A 21,313-nucleotide genomic window follows, 5' to 3' on the forward strand; every position below is an offset into this window, starting at 1 on the left:
CGATGCGCGCCGGTCAGACCGCCATGATTTCGGCTTCTTTGCCTTGGATCAGCCGGTCGATCTCGGTGATGGTCCGGTCGGTCAGCTTCTGCACGTCGTCGATCGAGCGGCGTTCGTCGTCTTCGGTGATGAGCTTGTCCTTGAGGAATTTCTTGGCCTGCTCGTTGGCGTCGCGGCGCACGTTGCGCACGGCGATCTTGGCGTCTTCACCGGCGTTGCGCACGACCTTGCCCAGTTCGCGGCGGCGCTCTTCAGTCAGCGCGGGCATCGGCACGCGGATCAGGTCGCCCATGGTGGACGGGTTCAGGCCGAGCTCGGACTCGCGGATGGCGCGCTCGATCTTGCCGGCCATGCCTTTTTCCCAGGGCTGGACGGTGATGGTGCGCGCGTCGATCAGCGAGACATTGGCCACCTGGCTGATGGGCAGCATCGAGCCGTAGTAGTCGATCTGCACCTGATCGAGGATGCCGGGGTGGGCGCGGCCGGTGCGGATCTTTTGCAGGTCGCCCTTGAAGGACTCGATGGACTTGGCCATCTTGGCTTCGGCGGTCTTCTTGATGTCGGCAATGCTCATCGGGAAATTCCTGGGAGATAGTCAGTTCAACGCATCAGTTCAGACGTGCACCAGCGTGCCTTCGTCCTCGCCCATCACGACGCGCTTGAGCGCGCCTTCCTTGAAGATCGAGAACACCTTGAGCGGCAGCTTCTGGTCACGGCACAGCGCAAAGGCGGTGGCGTCGAGCACCTGCAGATTGCGCGAGATGGCCTCGTCGAAGGTCAGTGACGGGTAGCGCGTGGCGCTGGGGTCTTTCTTGGGGTCGGCGGTGTAGACACCATCGACCTTGGTCGCCTTGAGCATGATCTCGGCGCCCATTTCCGCACCGCGCAGTGCAGCGGCGGTGTCGGTCGTGAAGAAGGGGTTGCCGGTGCCGCCCGCAAAGACGACGACCTTGCCCTCTTCCAGATACTGCAGCGCCTTGGGGCGCACATAGGGCTCGACCACCTGATCGATGCTGATGGCCGACATCACGCGGGCCGTCATGCCTTCCTGGCGCATCGCGTCGCCCAGGGCGAGCCCGTTCATCACCGTGGCGAGCATGCCCATGTAGTCGGCCGTGGCGCGGTCCATGCCGACCGAGCCCCCTGCAACACCGCGGAAGATGTTGCCCCCGCCAATGACGACCGCCACTTCCACACCCAGGGCAGTCACCTCCTGAACCTCGCGCACCATGCGCACGATGGTGGCGCGGTTGATGCCATAGGCGTCGTCGCCCATCAGGGCTTCACCAGAGAGCTTGAGCAGGATGCGTTTGTAGGCCGGCATGCAGGAATCCTTCGTTGCGGTGACTTGTCAGAGTTTAGGTCAAGGCCATGGGCCGGCGGCGCAGGACGCGCCGCCGGCCCTGTCAGTGCTTACTGACCCTTGGCGGCAGCGACTTGCGCAGCCACTTCAGCAGCGAAGTCGTCCTGCTTCTTCTCGATGCCTTCGCCGACCACGAACATCGTGAAGCCCTTGACCGTAGTGCCCACGGTCTTGAGCATCTGCTCGACGGTCTGCTTGTCGTTCTTGACGAAGGTCTGATTGAACAGCGAGACCTCTTTCAGGAACTTCTGCACCGAGCCTTCGATGCGCTTGGCCACGATCTCGGCCGACTGCGCCGGCTTGCCAGCCGCTTCAGCGACCTTGGCGTCTTCAGCCGCCTTGCCCGCAGCCACAGCGCGCTCTTTTTCGATCAGGTCAGCCGACACGTCGGCCGAGGTCAGGGCCACCGGCTTCATGGCCGCGATGTGCATGGCCACGTCCTTGGCAGCCGTCGCGTCGCCGCTGTACTCGACCATCACGCCGATGCGGGTGCCGTGCAGGTAGTACGCCAGGTCGGCACCACCGGTGTAGCACTTGAAGCGGCGGATCGACATGTTCTCGCCGATCTTGCCGATCAGGCCCTTGCGCACGTCTTCGACCGTCGGGCCGAAGTCCTCGAACGACAGCGGCAGCGCCGACAGCGCAGCCACGTCAGCCGGCTGGTGCTGTGCGGTCAGGCCGGCACAGGCTTGAGCAAAGCCCAGGAACGCGTCGTTCTTGGTAACGAAGTCGGTTTCGCAGTTGATCTCGACCATGGCGCCGGTGGTGCCCGCGACGGACGCGACGATCACGCCTTCAGCGGTCACGCGCGAAGCGGCCTTGCTGGCCTTGTTGCCGAGCTTGACGCGCAGCAACTCTTCAGCCTTGTCCATATTGCCTTCGGCCTCGGTGAGTGCCTTCTTGCACTCCATCATCGGGGCGTCGGTCTTCGCGCGCAGTTCGGCGACCATGCTGGCGGTAATTGCAGCCATTTCAGTGCTCCTTGAGTAGCGGCCTGCTCGATCAATACGGGAGCAGGCCGTAAAAAATGCTGAAAAAAAGGGGCTGAATCAGCCCCTTTCATGCTGAGCCGAAGGGGCTCAGGAAGCGTCGCTGACCTCGACGAACTCGTCGCTGCCTGCGGCCACGGCTTCCACCACTTCGTTCAGGGCGTTGGCCTTGCCTTCGACCACGGCGTCAGCCAGGGCTTGCGCGTACAGCGCCACGGCCTTGGCCGAGTCGTCGTTGCCGGGGATGACGTAGTCGATGCCCACGGGCGAGTGGTTGGTGTCCACCACGCCGATGACGGGAATGCCCAGCTTCTTGGCTTCGGCGATGGCAATCTTGTGGTAACCCACGTCGATCACGAACATCGCGTCAGGCAGGGCGGTCATGTCCTGGATGCCGCCGATGTCTTTTTCCAGCTTGGCGATTTCGCGCTGGAACATCAGGGCTTCCTTCTTGATCGAAGGCTGGGTGCCCGCTTCGACCTGAGCCTGCATTTCCTTGAGCTTCTTGAGCGAACCCTTGACCGTCTTGAAGTTGGTCAGCATGCCGCCCAGCCAGCGCTGGTCGACATAGGGCATGCCAGCACGTGCGGCTTCCTGTGCGACCACGTCGCGCGCCTGGCGCTTGGTGCCCACGAACAGGATGGTGCCGCGCTTGGCTGCCAGCTGGCGTGCAAACTTGGTGGCCTCGTTGAAGAGCGGAACCGTCTTCTCGAGGTTGATGATGTGAATCTTGTTGCGATGGCCGAAGATGTACGGGGCCATCTTGGGATTCCAGAAGCGGGTTTGGTGACCGAAGTGGACACCGGCTTCCAGCATGTCGCGCATGGTGAATGACATTTGAACTCCAAAGGTTGGTTCTAGAATCCGGCTCGAATTGCTCGCAGATACGGACAAGAGACATAAAAAGTTCGTGAAAGAACTCACATCCCCTGCGGCACAACACCTTCAGGCAGCCGGATTCGGGCTTGATTCTTCCGCCACGGAACTGTCGCGGAAAAACCCAAAGAGTATACCAGCCTTGATTCAGCCCCTTCGAAGCATCCTCCTGAGGCTGCCATGCGCATCGCGGTGATCGGCGCCGGCATTGCCGGCATCACCACCGCCTATGAGCTGGGCCGCGACGGCCATGACGTGGTGGTGTTCGAGCAGCGCGAATCAGTCGCCGAAGAAGCCAGCTTCGCCCACGCCGGCCTGCTCGCTGCCGGGCTGGTGTCACCCGCTGCCGCACCTGGCCTGCGCCGCTGGCTGTTTCGCGGACTCTGGCGTCATGAAGCGGCTCTGCGCTGGAATCTGTCGACCGACTGGAGTCAATATGAATGGCTGTGGCGCTGGTGGCGCGCCAGCCAGAAGCCACAGACCGATGATGTGCGCGTCATGTCGACTCTGGCACAACTGAGCCAGCGGCGCCAGGCCACGCTGGTGCGTGAACTGGGGCTCAACCACGAGCAATGCCGTGGCGTGCTGGTGCTGCTGCGCAGCGACGAAGAACTCAAGGCCGCCCACCAGCACGCGCAACTGCTGCGCGAACTGGGCCATGCGGTCGAGGAAATCAGCACCGGGCGCTGCCAGGAGATCGAGCCCGGCCTGGGCCGCCAGGCCGCGCTGGTCGGCGGTCTGCATCTGGCCGATGACGGCGTGGGCAACTGCCGCGAATTCGCCCATCAGCTGCGCGACATCGCCGTGCGACGCCATGGGGTGCGCTTTCGCTTCGGCGTCACGGTGCGGCGCCTGCAATCCGGCCCGGATGGCCTTGAGCTGGACACGCTGGCGTCAGGCCGCCGATCGCGCAGCGCCCATGCGGCGCCCGACGACTTCGCCGCGACCGAGTTGCTGCCCGATCACACCGAGCAGCCTTTCAACGCCGTGGTGATATGCACCGGCGCGGCCGCACCCACGCTGGCCGCGCAGGCCGGCATGCGCCTGCCGTTGCGGCCGGTCTGGGGACACGCCGTCACGTTCGCCCTGCGCGAGGACGGCGCCGCGCTGCGCTCGGCCGTGGTGGACGCCAGCGCCGGCGTCACGCTGACGCGGCTGGGCCGGCGCCTGCGCGTCACGGGCGGCTTCGAACTGGGCCAGGCCCGATTACCCACCACCGCCCACAGCACCGAGCGCGAGGCCACGCTGGCGCCGCTCTACGACGCAGTCGACCGCTGGTTTCCGTATGCCGTCGAGCGCCAGAGCGCGCAGATCTGGCGCGGCGCCCGCCCCATGCTGCCCGAAGGGCCGCCCATCGTCGGCGCGGCACCGCAAGCGGGCGTCTGGCTCAACCTCGGCCACGGCGCGCACGGCTGGACGCTGGCCTGCGGCAGCGCGCGCCAACTGGCCGAACAGATGGCCGACCGCCCCTGCCCCATCGACCCAGTGCCGCTGTCCGGGCAGCGCTGGCTCAAGAATTGAAGAACCGAGTGCATGAACCCCGCATCGACTGACGTCATCCTCGACACCAACGTCGTGCTCGACTGGCTGGTGTTCCAGCACCCGCCGGCCCTGCCGCTCGGCGAGGACATCATGACCGGACGACGGCGCTGGATCTCCACGCCGGAGATGCGCGAGGAACTGGTCGACGTGCTCGGCCGCCTGCACACCCACCCGCCGCTGCAGCGCTGGCGCGGCGCGTACGACGCGGCCATGACCGCCGCCCAACGCTGGAGCGTGGCGGTGCCCACACCGGCACCGCTGCCGCCCGCGCGGCAACTGCGCTGCACCGATCCGGACGATCAGTGCTTCATCGACTTGGCCGTCGCCACCGCCACGCCCTGGCTGCTGACGCGTGACCGCGCCCTGCTCCGGCTGGCGCGCCCCGCCAAGCCCTGGGGCGTGACAGTCTGCACGCCCGAGCGCTGGCGGCAACTCACGGAGGTCTAGCATGCGGGCATGCCCGACCTCCGCCTGACCCGTCTCGACGTCCGACACGCCCAGCTCCATGGGGCGGCCGACCTACCGCTGCACTGCAGTGCAGCAGCCCGGCAGCTGGAAGCGCAAAGCGCCGCCACGCTGCCACCGCACACCTTGATGCAGCGCGCAGGCCTCGCGGTGGCACAACTGGCGCTGGCCGTGGCCCCGCACGCACGCCGGATCGAGGTGATTGCCGGCCCCGGCAACAACGGCGGCGATGGCTTCGAGGCTGGGCTGCACCTGCACCGCTGGGGCAAGCCGGTACGGCTGTGGTGGACGGGCGATGCAGCGCGTCAGCCAGCGGATGCCGCCGCCGCGCGCCTGCGCGCCGTGGCAGCGGGCGTGCAGATCGAACACACCAACACGTTGCCTGCGGACCTATCGCCCTGGCAACGCGAAGACACGCTGTTGATCGACGCCTTGCTGGGACGCGGCCTGCGCAGCGCCACCACCGGCGTGATGGCCGCCTGGATCACGGCGATGCAGCAAGCGCGGGCGCCGGTGCTGGCGGTGGACTTGCCCTCGGGCCTGCCCGCCGACAGCGGCGCGCTGGAAGCCGGCGCTGCCTGCGTGTCAGCCCGCTGGACGCTGGCGCTGCTCAGCCTGGCGCCCGGGCTGTTCACCGCGCAGGGCCGCGATCACACGGGCGAGGTGTGGTGGGACGATCTGGGCACCTCACCGTTGACGATGACACCGGATGCCTGGCTTGAGCGAGGCGCAGCGCTGGCGCAGGCCGCAGCGCCGCGCCGCCATGCGCAGCACAAGGGCAGTTTTGGCGATGTCTGGGTCGTCGGCGGTGCTGCCGGAATGGGTGGCGCGGCGCTGCTGGCCGGGCGCGCCGCACTGCACAGCGGCGCGGGACGCGTCTATGTCTGCCCGCTCGACCTGCAGGCGCTGCGGCTCGACGTCACGCAACCGGAGCTGATGTGGGCCACCGCCCTGCCCGCGCCTGAAGCCCTGGCGCAGGCAACCGTCGTGGCGGGCTGCGGTGGTGGACACGCCATCGCGGACGTGCTGCCCACGCTGCTGAACCACAGCGGCCGACTGGTGCTGGACGCCGATGCGCTCAACGCCATCGCTGCGGATACCGCGTTGGCCACCGTGCTGATCGAGCGCAGCCGGCAAGGCCGACCCACCGTGCTGACGCCGCATCCACTGGAAGCCGCACGCCTGCTGGGCCGCAGCACAGCGACGATTCAGGCGGATCGCCTCGGCGCAGCGCAGGCGTTGGCAGACCGTTACGGGGCGGCCGTGGTGCTCAAGGGCTCAGGCAGCGTCGTCGCGGCACCAGGCGTGACGCCGTCCATCAACAGCAGCGGCAATTCTGCGCTGGCGACGCCGGGCAGCGGCGATGTGCTGGCAGGCTGCCTCGGCGCACTCTGGGCGCGCACAGGAGCCAGCGACTTGATCAAGGCTCAACAGGCTGCACGTGCCGCCTGCTATCTGCACGGCTGGGTGGCGCAGTCGCGCCACCCGCACGGCGAGGCCTTGCCCGCGGCCAGCCTCGCCACCGCACTGGCTGACGGGCTGGAGCAGTGGCAAGGCGCGCCGTCACGGTGATGGCACCCAGCAAACAGGCTGATCAGCGCCGTGGCGTCTTGCGCGCCTTGGCGGCTTTGGCTGTCTTGGCGGCCTTCTTGACAGGCAAGGCCGCCTCTGACGAGGCCGCCAACGTCTTCTTGGCCCGGCGCACCGTGCCTGTGGCAGCCTTGCGGGCAGAGCGACGCACCTCGCGGTCGGCCTCCTGCACGGCAGCCAGTTGCTGCTGCGCAGCCTGGGGCTCAGTGGCACGGCGTTGCCTGCCGCCTTTTGCGCCATTTTTGGCCGCCGCCGGCGCCGGCTCACCTTCGCGCACCGGACGGAAGTCAATGCGGCGCCCGTCCAGATCGACCCGGCTGACCTGCACCCGCAGGCGTCCACCCACGGCGTAGCGCACACCGGTGCGCTCGCCGCGCAGTTCCTGGCGCGCTTCATCGTGGCGGTAGTACTCGCCACCCAGCTCGGTGATGTGCACCAGGCCTTCGACATACAGCTCGTCGAGCTTCACGAACAGGCCGAAGCTGGTGACGGCGCTGATGGTGCCGGCGTACTCCTCGCCCAGGCGCTCGCGCATGAACTTGCACTTGAGCCAGGCCTCGACGTCCTTCGACGCCTCATCCGCACGCCGCTCGTTGGCGCTGCAATGCGCGCCCGCCACCACCCAGGTCTCCAGCTCTTTGGGTACGGGTGCCGCCGGCTTGCCGCGCTTGAAACGCTCGGCCGGCGCAGGCTGCGCCAAGGCCGGCACCTGCAGGTGATAACGCTGGCGCCCCAGCAGCGCCTTGATGACGCGGTGCACCAGCAAGTCCGGGTAACGCCGGATCGGACTGGTGAAGTGGGTGTAGGCCGCGTACGCCAAGCCGAAATGGCCGTTGTTGGTCGGCGTGTAGGTGGCTTGCTGCATGGAGCGCAGCAGCATGGTGTGGATCTGCGCGGCATCTGGACGCTCGCGGGTGTGGTGCGCAATGGCCTGGATCTCGGCCGGCGTCGGCTCCTCGCTCAGGCTGTAGCCCAGGCCCAGGCTGCGCAGGTAGTTCTGCAGCGTGGTGCGCTTCTCGGGCGTCGGCCCCTCATGAACACGGAACAGCGACGGATGCTTGCCGCCCTGAATGAAGTCGGCTGCGCAGACGTTGGCCGCGAGCATGGCCTCTTCGATCAGGCGGTGCGCCTCGGTACGCGTGCGCGGCACGATCTTCTCGATGCGGCCGTTGTCGTCGCAGATGATCTGGGTCTCGGTGGTCTCGAAATCCACCGCGCCCCGCTCGGCACGCTGCTTGAGCAGGGCGCGATAGACCTCGTGCAGGTGCAGCAGATGCGGCACGAGTTCCGCGTGGCGCTGCGCCTCCGGCCCACGCGTGTTGACCAGCACCGCTGCCACTTCGGTATAGGTGAAGCGGGCGTGCGAGCGAATCAAGGCCGGATAGAACTGGTAGGCGTGCACCTCGCCAGCCGCGTTGACCAGCATGTCGCACACCATCGACAGGCGGTCTTCATCGGGCTTGAGCGAGCACAGTCCGTTGGAGAGCTTCTCCGGCAGCATCGGAATGACGCGGCGCGGGAAATAGACCGAGGTGGCGCGCTCGTAGGCATCGTCGTCCAGCGGCTCGCCTGGTTTGACGTAATGGCTGACATCGGCAATGGCCACCAGCAGCCGCCAGCCCTTGCCGCGACCCACTTTGGCCGGCTCGGCGTAGACGGCGTCGTCAAAGTCGCGTGCGTCTTCGCCGTCGATGGTGACGAGCGCCACATCGCGCAGGTCGATGCGCTGCTTGCAGTCGGCCGCGCGCAGGCGCTCGGACAGCTTGCCGGTCTGCGCCAGGGTTTCGGGCGAGAAACTGTGCGGCACTTCGTACTTGCGCACCGCAATCTCGATCTCCATGCCGGGGTCGTCGATGTCGCCCAGCACTTCGGTGACACGACCCACCGGCTGGGTGTGCAGCGAAGGCGGCTCGGTCAACTCCACGGCCACGACTTGTCCTGCCTCGGCGTTGGCGGTGGCGTTCTTGGGAATCAGGATGTCCTGGCCGTAGCGCTTGTCTTCAGGCGCCACCAGCCAGACACCGCTCTCGTTGAGCAGCCGGCCAATGATGGGAGAACGTCTGCGCTCAATGATCTCCAGCACCCGCCCCTCTGGTCGGCCCTTGCGATCCTGGCGAACCACGCGCACCTTGACACGATCCCGATGCAGTACCGCGCGCATCTCCTGGGGTGCCAGATAGATGTCAGGCGAGCCATCTGCGCAGATGACAAAGCCGTGCCCATCACGGTGGCCCTGGACCGTTCCGTCGACTTCATTCGTCAATGTGGCATTCAATCAAAAAACCTCTTGCATTTGTGTTTCAGCCAATGCTACACTCTAATTCTTGGTTCAGAGCTGCAAAACAAATCCGGACCAAAACAAATCTGAGAAATCAGATGACAGCTTAAAGCCCAGATGGCGGAATTGGTAGACGCACTAGTTTCAGGTACTAGCGAGTAACATCGTGGAGGTTCGAGTCCTCTTCTGGGCACCAACGAAAAGGTCAGCAGAAATGCTGACCTTTTTCACTTTCCGAAGCAGATTCTTGCTTCGAGTCTTTCTCTCAGTCCTTGTCCGCCAGGCAACTGAAAGGGGATCGACATGAAAAACGGCCACTGCAGCAATGCAGTGGCCGTTTTATTTTGCGCACCGAATCTATCGAAGACTCAGACCGACAGCTTGTTGATCAGTCCTTCAGGACGCAACGCGTCGTACTCTTCGAACGGCTGATGAATCCAGGGGCTGGTGGGTAGCATGTCCACAAAGTAGTCCGGCACGTAGCAGGACACGCCCTTGACCCACAGCACCGCCGAGCGCAGTTCGCTGATGGCCGGCATACCACGCAGGCGCTCAACCACCGCTTGCAACGTCACGCCGGAATCGGCCAAGTCATCAACCAGCAGCACGCGTCCGGCGAGTTCGCCCTTGGGCATGGTGATGTACTTGGCCATGTCGAGCCGACCCTGGATCGTGCCGGCATCCGCCCGGTACGAACTGGTCGACATGATGGCCAGCGGCTTGTCGAACACCCGTGAGATCACGTCGCCCGGTCGCATGCCGCCGCGCGCCAGACACAGGATCTGGTCGAACTCCCAGCCCGACTGGTGCACCTTGATCGCCAGTCGCTCGATCAGCAGGTGGTACTCGTCCCAGGAGACGTAGAGGTGTTTGCCGTCATCGGTCAACATGTGAGTTCCTAGAGGCAGCAGGTCAGGCCTGATACGGGTGACGCAACAGGATGGTGTGGTCCCGGTCCGGGCCGGTGGACACCATGTCGATGGGCGCGCCGATGAAGGCCTGGATGCGCTCGAGATAGCGGCGCGCATTCAGCGGCAGCGCGTTCCAGTCGGTCACACCAAACGTCGTCTCGGTCCAGCCCGGGAAGGTTTCGTAGATCGGCTGGCAGGCGATGATGTCATCGGCATCGAGCGGCAGGATGTCGATGCGCTCACCGCGCAACTCGTAGCCCACGCCCATCTTGATCTCGTCCAGACCGTCGAGCACGTCGAGCTTGGTCAGGCACAGACCCGAGATGCCGTTGATCAGGATTGAGCGCTTGAGCGCACCCGCATCCAGCCAGCCGCAGCGGCGCATGCGGCCCGTGACCGTGCCACGCTCCTGACCGACCGTCGACAGGTGGTAGCCGACGGTGCCGGCCTCTTCCATCGGCAATTCGGTCGGGAACGGGCCGCTGCCCACGCGCGTGGTGTAGGCCTTGGTGATGCCCAGGATGTAGTGCAGCTTGTCCGGGCCGACGCCCGAACCGGCGGCAGCGTTGCCAGCCACGCAGTTGCTGGACGTCACATACGGATAAGTGCCGTGGTCGATGTCGAGCAGCGTGCCCTGCGCGCCTTCGAACAGCACCTTGCCGCCTTGCTGGTTGATGGCGTGGATGCGCACACCCACGTCTGCCAGCATCGGCTTGATCTGCTCGGCCAGCAGCATGGCCTGGTCGAAGATCGGCTGAAATTCCAGCGGCTCGCCGTTCAGGTAGCCGCTCAGCGCGAAGTTGTGCAGTGCCAGCAACTCACGCAGCTTGGTGGCGAAACGCTCCGGGTGCTTCAGATCCTGCACGCGCAGAGCGCGGCGGGCGACCTTGTCTTCGTAGGCTGGACCGATGCCCTTGCCGGTGGTGCCGATCTTGCCGGCGCCGCTCGACTCGCGCAGCAACTCGCGCGCCTTGTCGACCGCCACGTGGAACGGCAGGATCAGCGGGCAGGACTCGCTGATGAACAGGCGCGAGCGCACTTCGAGGCCCATGGCCTCCAGGCGCTCGATTTCCAGCATCAGATGGGCCGGATCCACCACCACGCCATTGCCGATGAAGCAGGCCACTTCCGGCCGCATGACGCCCGAAGGAATCAGCTGCAGCGCCGTCTTCTTGCCATTGATCACCAGGGTGTGGCCGGCGTTGTGGCCGCCCTGAAAGCGCACCACGGCGGCGGCATGGTCGGTCAACCAGTCGACGACTTTGCCCTTGCCTTCGTCACCCCATTGGGTGCCGACCACTACCACATTGCGCCCCGGCGCAACACTGCGTGTTTCCATCTCAATATCCGATCGCAGAAAAAACGTATCAGTGAGCCTTGCGGCTGAAATTCAGCGCGGGCGCACCAGCCACTGGCCATCGACGGCAACCAACTCGCGGTCGCAGTCAAATTCATCGGCGTCGTGCTCATGGCCCGGCAGCACGTAGACCACCGCATCGCCCGCTTCGCGCAGGCGGCGCACTTCGGCGCGCAGTGCGGGGTTTTCACTCCACGGCGCACGGATCGCCGAGTGGCGACCATCCAGGCGCACCAGATGCGCCACCGTCTTCAAGTCGAGACTGAAGCCCACCGCCGCGCGCGCGCGGCCGAAGACCGCGCCCACATCGTCGTACCGCCCGCCGCGCGCCAGCACATCGGTCGAGCCTTGCCCGAAGATCGCAAAACGCGCACCGCTGTAGTAAGCGTGGCCCGACAGATCCGCCAGATCGAAGCCCACGCGCACGCCAGGGTGCGACGCCGCCAGATGCTGGGCCAGCCAAGTCAGATCGTCCAGCGCCGCCGTGATGAGGGCGTGCGCAGGCAGCACCTTGCGCGCCTTGGTCAGCACGCCGCTGTCGCCATAGAGATCGAGCAGCGCCAGCAGACCCTGCCGCGCCGCGTCAGGCCAGTTCAGGCTGAGCGACTCCAGCGCCGACCGGTCTTTCATCGCCAAGCTGAGTTGCAGCGCCTCGAGATCCGCCGCCGACAGCTTGAGCGACTCGACCAGACCGCGCAGCAGACGCGCATCCGACAGATCGACCACCAGGCCCTGCACACCGGCACGGCTCAGGCAATCGATCGCCAGTTCCTGAATCTCAAGATCGGCCTCAAGGCCGGCATGACCGTAGGTTTCAGCACCAAACTGCAGCGGCTCACGGCTGCCATGCAAGCCCGTGGGCCGCGTGTGCAGCACCGGGCCGCAGTAGCACAGGCGCGTCAGGCCCACACGGTTGAGCAGGTGGGCGTCAATACGTGCCACCTGCGGCGTGGTGTCGGCACGCACGCCCAGGGTGCGGCCGCTCAGCTGATCGACGAGCTTGAACGTCTTCAGGTCCAGTTCATGCCCGGTGCCGGACAACAGCGATTCCAGGTGCTCCAGCAGGGGCGGCATGACAAGTTCGTAGCCGCAGGCACGGGCCGCGTCCAGCATGAAGCGGCGCAGCTCTTCGATGCGCCGCGCCTCATGAGGCAGGACGTCAGCGATGTGCTCGGGCAATAGCCAAGCTGAGGACATATCGGTACGAAAGATCAAAACCCGCGATTCTAGCGGGCTGGGTCGACAGGACTGGCGATCCGCTCACGCGGGCCGCTGCGTTCAGGTGGAGAACACCAACATAAGCAACAGCCCCACCGCCATGCTGACCAGACCGATGAAGCGGATCTGGCCATCGCTCAACTGCAACAACTGCTCGAAAGTGCTGCGCCAGCGTGCCGGGCTGATGAAGGGCATCAGCCCCTCAAACACCAGCATCAGGGCCAGCGCGGCCAGAAAGATGTCACCCATCAGACCCTGGCGTGCGTGAGTTCACGCTCACTTGCGTGCCGGAGCCGGAGCGGACCCGCCCGATGCACCGTTGCGCATGACCTTGAAAAAGTCACTGGAAGGATCGAGCACCATCACGTCCGTCTTGTTGCGGAAACTGGAGCGGTAGGCCTCCAGACTGCGATAGAACTGCGCAAACTGCGGATCGCGACCGAAAGCCTCTGCATAGAGCGCTGAAGCCGTGGCGTCCCCCTCGCCTTTGACCTTCTGCGCGTCACGATAGGCTTCAGCCAGGATCACTTCGCGCTGGCGATCGGCGTCAGCGCGGATCTTCTCGCCCTCGGCCGAGCCCTGCGAACGCAGTTCATTGGCCACGCGCTTGCGCTCGGACTCCATGCGGCGATAGACCGACTCGGTGATGGCCGCTGCGAAATCAACCCGCTTGATGCGCACGTCGACGATCTCGATGCCGAAGTTCTTGGCGTCATCGCTTAGGCGCTTGAGCACGCCCTGCATGACGCTGTCACGCTCGGTCGACATCATGGCGCGCACGCTGCGCTTGGTGACTTCCTCGTTCAATGCCGCTTGCACGATGGGCGACAGGCGCGCCTCGGCATTGCGCAGGTCGATGCCGGTGTTGCGGATGAACTGGCGGGCTTCCGTCACGCGCCATTTCACCAGCCAGTCGATCACCAGGCTCTGCTTCTCGGCCGTGAAGATCGGGCGTGTCTCGGGGCTGTCGAGCGTTTGGGTGCGGCGGTCAATGAAGATCACGTTCTGCAGCGGCGGCGGCAACTTGAACTTCAGACCCGGCTCGGAGATCACTTCCTTGATCTCGCCCAGCGAATAGACCACGGCAAAGTTGCGCTGGTCGACGACAAACACCGTCGACATAAAAGTCATGAACACCAGAACGGCGCCAACAACGATCAAACCTATGCGATTCATTATTTTTTCTCCCTGCGTTCAGCGAGATTCACGGTCACGGCCACGCACGCCTTCGCGTGAGCGGGGATCCGGAATGCTGGTACCCGATGTCTCGGCACCCGCTGCAGCGGGTGCCGGTGCCGGCAGCGCCGACGGCGTACCGCCGGAAGCCTGCATCAGCTTGTCGAGCGGCAGATAGAGCAGATTGCTGCCCGAACGCGAATCCACCATCACCTTGCTGACGTTGGAGTAGACCTGCGTCATGGTGTCGATGTAGAGACGGTCACGCGTCACGGCCGGCGCCTTCTGGTACTCGGTCAACACCGAGCGGAAACGCTGCGCATCACCTTCAGCCTGCGCGGTAACGCGCGAGCGGTAGCCGTCAGCCTCTTCAAAAAGCCGTGCCGCCGTGCCGCGCGCCTTGGGCACCACGTCGTTGGCGTAAGCCTGGCCTTCGTTCTTGAGGCGCTCGCGATCGGCGCCTGCCTTGAAGGCGTCGTCGAAGGCCGCCTGCACCTGCTCGGGCGCCTGCACGCTCTGGACGTTGACGTTGGTGATCAGGATGCCGGCACGCAGCCGATCGAGCTGCGCCTGGATCGACTTGACCAGGTCCACCGCAATGGCATCGCGCTGCTCGTAGAGCACCGAATCCATCGTGCTGCGGCCCACGATCTCGCGGATGGCCGTTTCAGCCGCCTGCGACACCGCTTCTTCGACGTTGCGGTTCTCGAACAGGAAGTCCTTGGCCTCTTTCAGGCGCCACTGCACCGTGAAGCGGATGTCGACGATGTTTTCGTCCAGCGTCAGCATCGACGAATCACGCAGGCCGGTGGCCTGGATGACGTTGTTGCGGCCCACCTCGGTGGAGCGGGTCTGCGTCACGTTCACGGTCTCGTGCGCCTGAAACGGAAACGGCCAGCGGAACTGGAAGCCGGCGTCCACCGTGCGGCTGAACTTGCCAAAGGTCAGCACGACCGCCTGCTGACCTTCCTGCACGATGAAGAAACCGCTGCCCACCCACAGCAGCGCGACGATGCCGGCGATCAGGCCGCCACCGATGCCCGCCACACGACGGTCCGAGGGACCGCCACCACCGCTGCTGCCACCAGCACCATTGGGCGTACCGCTCTTGCCGGAAAACAGGCCGCCGAGCTTCTGGTTGAAATCGCGCCAAAGCTCTTCAAGATCGGGGGGACCGTCATTGCGCCCCGAACTGGCGTGCAGGTCGGCGCCGGCCGGGGTCAGCGCATTGCGGCGATCCCGCGTGGCGCGCAACAGCGCACCGGCACACAAGGCCCGCGCGGCAGAGGCCAGTTCTGTCCAGGGGCGCCGCATCATCACGGAGGTATCAGTCGGGTTCATCATCGTGTTGGGGAACTTTGCGAGGATTTCACGCCGCATCGGGCGTCTGTGAGATCTTTGAGAAGTTTGCCGACGCTGAATCTTCATCGTCAGACGACGCAGAGGATTCAGGTGCATCGACATCATCATCCATGAAGCGTTCATCGATGGCTGCGGGCGCAGCGCTTTGCGCCTGCAGCGAAGCCTGCGCGATGAAGCTGCGCAAGGCATCCAGTCCCAGCCCGCTGGCTGCGCTGATGAAAAGGCGCGGCACCAGACGGCCGGGTTCCAATTCGTAGTGGTCTTGCGTCAGGCGCGGCTGGGCGCTGTCTTCCAGCAGATCACACTTGTTGAAGACCAGCAGTTGCGGCACGGTATCCGCGCCGATCTCGCGCAGCACGAGTTGGACTTCGCGGATCTGTTCCAGCCAGGTCGGGCTGGCTGCGTCAACCACATGCAGCAGCAGGTCGGCGTCGATCGCTTCCTGCAGCGTGGCCTGAAAGGCATCGACCAGCGTGTGCGGCAGGTCGCGGATGAAGCCCACCGTGTCTGAAAGCGACACGCTGCGCTGAGCATCTTCCAGGTACATCTGGCGCGTGGTGGTATCGAGCGTGGCGAAAAGCTGGTCGGCTGCATAGGCCTGCGCCTTGACCAGCGCATTGAAGAGCGTGCTCTTGCCCGCGTTGGTATAGCCCACCAGCGAGACGCGGAAGGTGCCTTGGCGTTCACGCGACTTGCGCTGCGTGCCGCGCTGGCGCTTGACCTTCTCAAGGCGTTCTTTCACGCCCTTGATGCGCACATCGATCATGCGCCGGTCGAGCTCGATCTGGGTCTCGCCCGGGCCGCCGCGCAGGCCGACGCCGCCGCGCTGGCGCTCCAGGTGGCTCCAGCGACGCACCAGACGGGTCGACAGGTATTTGAGGCGGGCGAGCTCGACCTGCAGCTTGCCCTCGTGGCTGCGCGCGCGCGCCGCGAAAATTTCGAGGATCAGGCCAACGCGGTCCAGCACCTCGACGCCCAGATGGCGTTCCAGGTTGCGCTGCTGCGCGGGGCCCAGCGCCTGATCGAAGATCACACAATGCGCCTGATGCAGCGTGACCAATTCCTTGATCTCGTCGGCCTTGCCGGAGCCGACAAACAGCGCCGGGTCGGGTGCCTTGCGACGCGCGACAAGACGCACGACCGGCTCGTCGCCAGCAGATTCGGTCAGGAGCGCCAGTTCGTCCAGAGAAGCATCAAAGGATGAGCTGGCGCCGAAGTCCACCCCCACCAACACGGCTCGTGGCCGTTGATTGAGCACCGTTGAAGTCAAGTTGTGCAGGGATTTGTTCGCCAGATCACAGGAAGCGGGATCAGACCGCGTCCGGCGTTTCGGCGGCGTGGAAATTCACCGGACGGCCCGGCACGACGGTGGAGATCGCGTGCTTGTAGACCATCTGGGTCACGGTGTTGCGCAGCAGAACCACATATTGGTCGAAAGATTCGATGTGGCCTTGGAGCTTGATGCCGTTGACGAGGTAAATCGACACCGGCACATGCTCTTTGCGCAAAAGGTTCAGGAAGGGGTCTTGTAGCAGTTGCCCTTTGTTGCTCACGATATTCTCCGTGTTGGAAAAGTTCAGGAAAACGCACCTTATCACAGGCGCTCAGCAGGAGCGCCCGGGCAGGTTTACTTGTCGACGAATGGGTTGTGCGAGCCGCGCAACTCAATGCGCATCGGCGTGCCGACCAGCTTGAAGTGCTCGCGGAAGCGCGCCTCCAGGAAACGCTTGTAGGTTTCGTCGATCTGTTCGACCGCGTTGCCATGGATCACGATCAGCGGCGGGTTCTGGCCGCCCTGGTGGGCGTAGCGCAGCTTGGGCCGGTAGGCGCCCATGAGCTTGGGCTGCTGGTAGGCGACCGCCTCCTGCAGCACGCGCGTCAACTGCGGCGTGGGCAGCTTGCGCGTGGCCGACGACCAGGCGTCGTCGATCGCTTTCCACAGCGGCCCCAGGCCCTGGCGCTTCTTGGCCGAGATGTTGACGACCTGGGCGAAGCGCAGGAAGGCCAGCCGCTGCTCGATCGAGCGCTGCAGGCGCTCGCGCTGGTAACTGTCGACCGCGTCCCACTTGTTGATGGCCACGACGATGGCGCGGCCCGCATCAAGCGCGTAGCCGGCGATGTGCGCATCCTGATCGGACACGCCTTCGAGCGCGTCGATCAACAGCACGACCACGTTGGCGTCGGCAATCGCCTGCAGGGTCTTGACCACCGAGAACTTCTCGATCGCCTCGAACACACGGCCCTTGCGGCGCAGGCCGGCGGTGTCGATCAGCTCGTACTTCTTGTCGTCGCGCTCGAAGGGCACGTGGATGGCGTCGCGCGTGGTGCCCGGCATGTCGAAGGCCACCAGCCGCTCTTCACCCAGCCAGGTATTGATCAGCGTCGACTTGCCCACGTTGGGCCGGCCGGCAATGGCGAGCCGGGTCGGGCGGTCGGCGGCGTCGGCGTCGAGTTCTTCGTCTTCTTCGGGGAACAGGCCTTCCAGCGCCATCTCGACCAGGCTGCGGATGCCCTGGCCGTGCGCGGACGAGATCGCGATCGGGTCGCCCATGCCGAGCTCATAGAACTCCGACAGGTGCACGCCGTCCTGCATGCCTTCGGCCTTGTTCGCGGCCAGCAGCACGCGCTTGTTGGCGGTGCGCAGATAGCTGGCGATGTCATGGTCCTGCGCCGACAGGCCGGCGCGCACGTCGACGACGAACACCACCGCGTCGGCCTCGGCCACCGCCTGGCGGGTCTGCTTGGCCATCTCCTTGTAGATGCCACTCTCGGCGGTCGGCTCGAAGCCGCCGGTGTCGATGACGATGAAGTCATGGCCGGCGAGCTTGCCGTCACCGTAGTGGCGGTCGCGCGTCAGGCCGGCATAGTCGGCCACGATCGCGTCACGGCGACCCGTCAGGCGGTTGAACAGGGTGGACTTGCCGACGTTGGGCCGGCCGACCAGGGCAATTACAGGTTTCATGGGTCGAATCCGATCTCAAGTCTGTCTTGTTATGAACCTGCCGCGAACGGCAAGGTGAAAGTCACTGCGGGCGGTAGGCGTAGACGCCACCATTGCGGCTGACCGCCAGCAGCGTGGTGCCCGAGCGCACCAGCGCCGCCACGGCACTGCCGTCGGTGGGCAGGCGCAGCAGGGTGTCGCCGCGTTCGCGTGACAGGAAATGCAGCCAGCCCTCGAAGTCGCCAAACACCACCGCCGCCGGCAGCGCCACCGGCGTGCTCAGGGTGCGGTTGCGCAGGCGCTCGGAGGTCCAGGCCACGTCGCCGCTGTTGCGGCGCCAGGCGGTGATGCGGTCGCTCGCGTCGGCGGCGTAGACCTGATCGGCATCGCCTGCCACGCCCTGGTAGCCGCCCAGATTGCGGCTCCAGGCGGTGCGGTTGCGCTCGACATCGGCGCACGTCACCGCCGCCTGAAAGGCGCGGGCGCAGACACTGTCGCCCAGACGCGCGGCCGGGCCGACCAGATCGGCCAGCCGCTCGACTTCATTCGTGCCGCGCGGATTGGCCAGCGCCATTTCGTTGCGTACATTGCCCAGCAGCGGGTCGATGGCGACCAGGCGCGAGCCCAGCCCGACCACCAGCATGTCCTTGACCGCCAGAAGCACGCCGGGCTGCGCCAGCGCGAGCGCTTCGCCGCTGCGACTCAGGCTCCAGAGCTTGCGGCCGTCGAGCGCGTCGTACGCCTGCACAGTGCGATCCACCGCCTGGATGAAGACCCGCTCGCCCGCCACCAGCGGCGCCGTCACCACCCGGGCCGGCAGGCGTGCACGCCAGCGCTCCTTGGTGCCGTCGATCACGACCAGTTCGTTGGCTTCGGTCACCACGGCGCTGAAGCGGCCGTCGCTGCCCACGCCGGCGCTGAGCTTGCTGCCCACGGCGACGCGGCTGCGCTCGGCACCGCTGTCGGCGTCTAGCGTCACGACCTGGCCGTCCCGGTTGGCCAGCACGAAGCGGTCCGGCAGCACCGCCACCGACAGGCCTGCCAGCGGCGTGCCCAGCTTGGCCGACCAGGCCTGCTTGAGCGCCAGACGCGGCGTCACGGCCTCCAGCGGCGCCGGCTTGGGCTGGTCCAGCGACGAACAGGCCGCCAGGCTCAGCAGGCCGCAGACGGCACCCAGCCGCCACAGCGCGTTGATCTTCATTTCGCAGCTCCCGCCGAGGCGGCTCCAGCCACCGCCGCCACTTCAGGCGCAGCGCCCAGCGCGGTCAGCTTGGCTTCGACCAGACGGCGATAGTCCAGCCCGGCCTCCAGCCCGGCCCAGGCCGCCTGGTAAGCGGTCTTGGCCTCGTCCTTCTTGCCCTGCGAGAGCAGGATGTCGCCACGGCGATCGGCGGCCAGCGCCTCGAACGCCTTGGGGAAGGTGCCGCTGACTTGCTTGAGCGCCTCGTCGGGCTGCTTGGCTTCGAGCAGCACGCCGGCCAGGCGCAGGCGGGCCAGTGCCTTGTATTCGTCTTCCTTGGCGTTCTCGGCCACCCAGGTCAGCGTACCTTTGGCGGCATCGATCTGACCTTTTTCGAACTGCGTGCGTGCAGCCAGCAGGCCGCCCTGCTCGGCGTAGGTCGTCGACGGATAGCGCGATTGCAGGTCGGCAAAGATCTTGCCCGTGCGATCGGCGTCGCCGGCAGCGGCCACGCGCTCCAGCTCGTCATACATGCCGCCGGCCTTGCCGGCCTGGTCGCGCTGCCACCAGTTCCAGCCGTTCCAGGCGGCGTAGCCGCCGAGGGCCAGCACCAGCACCCAGGTGATGGCGTTGCCGTAGCGTTTCCAGAAGTGCTTGATCTGGTCGAGCTGTTCTTGTTCTTCGAGGTCGAGATGCGTGGCCATGACTGATTCGATTCGGGTGATGCGCAGAGCGCGCGATTATGCGGGGACGGCGGGAGTCGCCAGCAAGCTGGGCGCCCAGGCAGCGGCATCGGCGAGCGGGCGCAGCGCCTGCTCGCCGCCACCCGCGCGCAGCGGCTTGACCGCCACCTGGCCCGCGGCGAGTTCGTTGCCGCCAAACACCAGTGCGTAAGCCGCGCCGCTGGCGTCGGCTTTCTTGAACTGCGCCTTCATGCTGCCGCGGCCATCCTTGCCGCCGGCGTGCAGTTGCACGGCTACGCCAGCGGCGCGCAGCGCCTCGATGCAGGCCACTGCCACGGGCAGCGATTCGGCATCCGGCACCACGGCGTAGGCGTGCGGCGCGACGCTGGGTGCGGCCACGCCGGATTCCTTGAGCAGCTCGATCACGCGCTCGATGCCCAGACCCCAGCCCACTGCCGGGGCCGGCTTGCCGCCGATCTGCTCGATCAGGCCGTCATAGCGCCCACCGCCGCAGACCGTGCCCTGCGAGCCGAGGCGGTCGGTGACCCACTCGAACACCGTCAGGTTGTAGTAGTCCATGCCGCGCACCAGGCGCGGGTTGATGCGGTAGGGCTGGCCCACGGCGTCCAGCTGCGCCTTGACCGCATCCAAGTGCGCCAACGAGGCCTCGCCCAGAAAGTCCATCAACTTCGGAGCCGCTTCCACCAGCGCCTGCATGGCCGGGTTCTTGGTGTCGAGGATGCGCAGCGGGTTGGCGTAGAGGCGGCGGTTGGCCTCGGCGTCGAGCTGGTCGGCATGAGCCTCGAAATAGGCGATCAGCGCGGCGCGGTGTGCAGCGCGCTCCTCGGCCTGGCCGAGGCTGTTGAGCTCCAGGCGCACGTCGGTCAGGCCCAGGTCGCGCCAGAGGCTGCGCGCCATCAGGATGACTTCGGCATCCACGTCCGGCCCGGCAAAACCGAGCGCCTCTACACCGACCTGATGGAACTGGCGATAGCGCCCGCGCTGCGGCCGCTCGTGGCGGAACATCGGGCCGATGTAGAACAGGCGCTTGCCGCCCTCGTACAGCAGGTTGTGCTCGGCCACCGCACGCACCACGCCGGCAGTGCCTTCGGGGCGCAGCGTCAGCAGGTCGCCGTTCATCTTGTCCTCGAAGGAGTACATCTCCTTCTCGACGATGTCGGTCACCTCGCCCAGGCCGCGCACGAACAGCGGCGTCGGCTCGACGATGGGCGTGCGGATGTTCTGGTAGCCGTAGCGGCGCATCAGCGCGCGAACCTTGTCCTCGAACCCTTCCCAGCGTGCCGATTCACCCGGCAGCAGGTCGTTCATGCCTTTGACGGCCTTCAGCGATTCAGCCATGAGACTTTTCCTGTTTCCCAAAA

At 65.8% G+C, this 21,313-nt stretch carries 20 protein-coding genes and 1 tRNA gene; 4 read left to right on the plus strand and 17 right to left on the minus strand.

Going from position 1 to position 21,313, the window contains the following annotated elements:
• Positions 1-13: 13 nt before the first annotated feature.
• From frr to rpsB, 4 genes are all read right to left on the minus strand, one after another.
• Positions 14-574 (minus strand): ribosome recycling factor, encoded by a 561-nt coding sequence (gene frr / locus AC5IG3_RS04960; RefSeq protein ID WP_491905195.1) that lies wholly within the window; start codon positions 572-574, stop codon positions 14-16.
• 39 nt (positions 575-613) lie between these two features.
• A complete protein-coding gene (gene pyrH / locus AC5IG3_RS04965) occupies positions 614-1,324 on the minus strand; it encodes a UMP kinase (protein WP_491905196.1) in 711 nt (236 codons plus the stop codon).
• An 89-nt stretch (positions 1,325-1,413) separates the two neighbouring features.
• The gene (tsf, locus tag AC5IG3_RS04970; RefSeq protein WP_491905197.1) at positions 1,414-2,334 is read right to left on the minus strand and encodes a translation elongation factor Ts; all 921 of its coding nucleotides are present in this window, start codon (positions 2,332-2,334) and stop codon (positions 1,414-1,416) included.
• 108 nt (positions 2,335-2,442) lie between these two features.
• A complete protein-coding gene (rpsB, locus tag AC5IG3_RS04975) occupies positions 2,443-3,189 on the minus strand; it encodes a 30S ribosomal protein S2 (RefSeq protein ID WP_491905198.1) in 747 nt (248 codons plus the stop codon).
• A gap of 219 nt (positions 3,190-3,408) precedes the next feature.
• Between rpsB and AC5IG3_RS04980 the strand changes: the two genes are divergently transcribed.
• Genes AC5IG3_RS04980 through AC5IG3_RS04990 form a run of 3 tightly spaced genes read left to right on the plus strand, consistent with a single transcriptional unit; the run spans position 3,409 to position 6,807 of the window.
• On the plus strand, positions 3,409-4,749 hold the full coding sequence (locus AC5IG3_RS04980; RefSeq protein ID WP_491905199.1) for an FAD-dependent oxidoreductase: 1,341 nt from the start codon (positions 3,409-3,411) through the stop codon (positions 4,747-4,749).
• 12 nt (positions 4,750-4,761) lie between these two features.
• Positions 4,762-5,217: a PIN domain-containing protein gene (locus AC5IG3_RS04985; protein ID WP_491905200.1), complete on the plus strand. Its 456-nt coding sequence runs from the start codon at positions 4,762-4,764 to the stop codon at positions 5,215-5,217.
• Between the two features lie 9 nt (positions 5,218-5,226).
• The gene (locus AC5IG3_RS04990; RefSeq protein WP_491905201.1) at positions 5,227-6,807 is read left to right on the plus strand and encodes an NAD(P)H-hydrate dehydratase; all 1,581 of its coding nucleotides are present in this window, start codon (positions 5,227-5,229) and stop codon (positions 6,805-6,807) included.
• A 22-nt stretch (positions 6,808-6,829) separates the two neighbouring features.
• On the opposite strand, the gene rnr is transcribed toward AC5IG3_RS04990, so the two are convergent.
• Entirely contained in the window at positions 6,830-9,100 is a 2,271-nt protein-coding gene (rnr, locus tag AC5IG3_RS04995; RefSeq protein WP_491905202.1) for a ribonuclease R, read from the minus strand.
• A 114-nt stretch (positions 9,101-9,214) separates the two neighbouring features.
• On the opposite strand from rnr, the gene AC5IG3_RS05000 reads away from it, so the two are divergent.
• Positions 9,215-9,299, plus strand: a tRNA-Leu gene (locus AC5IG3_RS05000).
• Positions 9,300-9,471: 172 nt separating this feature from the next.
• On the opposite strand, the gene AC5IG3_RS05005 is transcribed toward AC5IG3_RS05000, so the two are convergent.
• From AC5IG3_RS05005 to hisS, 12 genes are all read right to left on the minus strand, one after another.
• On the minus strand, positions 9,472-9,993 hold the full coding sequence (locus AC5IG3_RS05005) for a phosphoribosyltransferase (RefSeq protein WP_491905203.1): 522 nt from the start codon (positions 9,991-9,993) through the stop codon (positions 9,472-9,474).
• Positions 9,994-10,015: 22 nt separating this feature from the next.
• Entirely contained in the window at positions 10,016-11,353 is a 1,338-nt protein-coding gene (locus AC5IG3_RS05010) for an adenylosuccinate synthase (RefSeq protein ID WP_491905204.1), read from the minus strand.
• A 51-nt stretch (positions 11,354-11,404) separates the two neighbouring features.
• The gene (locus tag AC5IG3_RS05015; protein WP_491905205.1) at positions 11,405-12,568 is read right to left on the minus strand and encodes an ATP phosphoribosyltransferase regulatory subunit; all 1,164 of its coding nucleotides are present in this window, start codon (positions 12,566-12,568) and stop codon (positions 11,405-11,407) included.
• An 81-nt stretch (positions 12,569-12,649) separates the two neighbouring features.
• Positions 12,650-12,838, minus strand: a complete 189-nt coding sequence (locus AC5IG3_RS05020; RefSeq protein WP_491905206.1) for a DUF2065 domain-containing protein — start codon at positions 12,836-12,838, stop codon at positions 12,650-12,652.
• 27 nt (positions 12,839-12,865) lie between these two features.
• Entirely contained in the window at positions 12,866-13,765 is a 900-nt protein-coding gene (gene hflC / locus AC5IG3_RS05025; protein WP_491905207.1) for a protease modulator HflC, read from the minus strand.
• Between the two features lie 18 nt (positions 13,766-13,783).
• Positions 13,784-15,106, minus strand: coding sequence for an FtsH protease activity modulator HflK (hflK, locus tag AC5IG3_RS05030; protein ID WP_491905208.1), 1,323 nt, complete (start codon positions 15,104-15,106; stop codon positions 13,784-13,786).
• Positions 15,107-15,134: 28 nt separating this feature from the next.
• A complete protein-coding gene (hflX, locus tag AC5IG3_RS05035) occupies positions 15,135-16,361 on the minus strand; it encodes a GTPase HflX (protein ID WP_491905209.1) in 1,227 nt (408 codons plus the stop codon).
• A gap of 76 nt (positions 16,362-16,437) precedes the next feature.
• The gene (hfq, locus tag AC5IG3_RS05040) at positions 16,438-16,680 is read right to left on the minus strand and encodes an RNA chaperone Hfq (protein ID WP_491905210.1); all 243 of its coding nucleotides are present in this window, start codon (positions 16,678-16,680) and stop codon (positions 16,438-16,440) included.
• A 74-nt stretch (positions 16,681-16,754) separates the two neighbouring features.
• On the minus strand, positions 16,755-18,089 hold the full coding sequence (gene der / locus AC5IG3_RS05045; RefSeq protein WP_491905211.1) for a ribosome biogenesis GTPase Der: 1,335 nt from the start codon (positions 18,087-18,089) through the stop codon (positions 16,755-16,757).
• 61 nt (positions 18,090-18,150) lie between these two features.
• Positions 18,151-19,269: an outer membrane protein assembly factor BamB gene (bamB, locus tag AC5IG3_RS05050; RefSeq protein ID WP_491905212.1), complete on the minus strand. Its 1,119-nt coding sequence runs from the start codon at positions 19,267-19,269 to the stop codon at positions 18,151-18,153.
• Complete coding sequence (locus tag AC5IG3_RS05055; protein WP_491905213.1) at positions 19,266-19,952, minus strand: YfgM family protein; 687 nt, start codon at positions 19,950-19,952, stop codon at positions 19,266-19,268. Before AC5IG3_RS05055 ends, bamB begins: the two co-directional genes overlap by 4 nt.
• Before the next feature lie 36 nt (positions 19,953-19,988).
• On the minus strand, positions 19,989-21,290 hold the full coding sequence (gene hisS, locus AC5IG3_RS05060) for a histidine--tRNA ligase (protein WP_491905214.1): 1,302 nt from the start codon (positions 21,288-21,290) through the stop codon (positions 19,989-19,991).
• Positions 21,291-21,313 lie beyond the last annotated feature (23 nt).

It is taken from the genome of Leptothrix sp. (in: b-proteobacteria) (assembly GCF_965250675.1).
GTDB lineage: Bacteria > Pseudomonadota > Gammaproteobacteria > Burkholderiales > Burkholderiaceae_C > Sphaerotilus.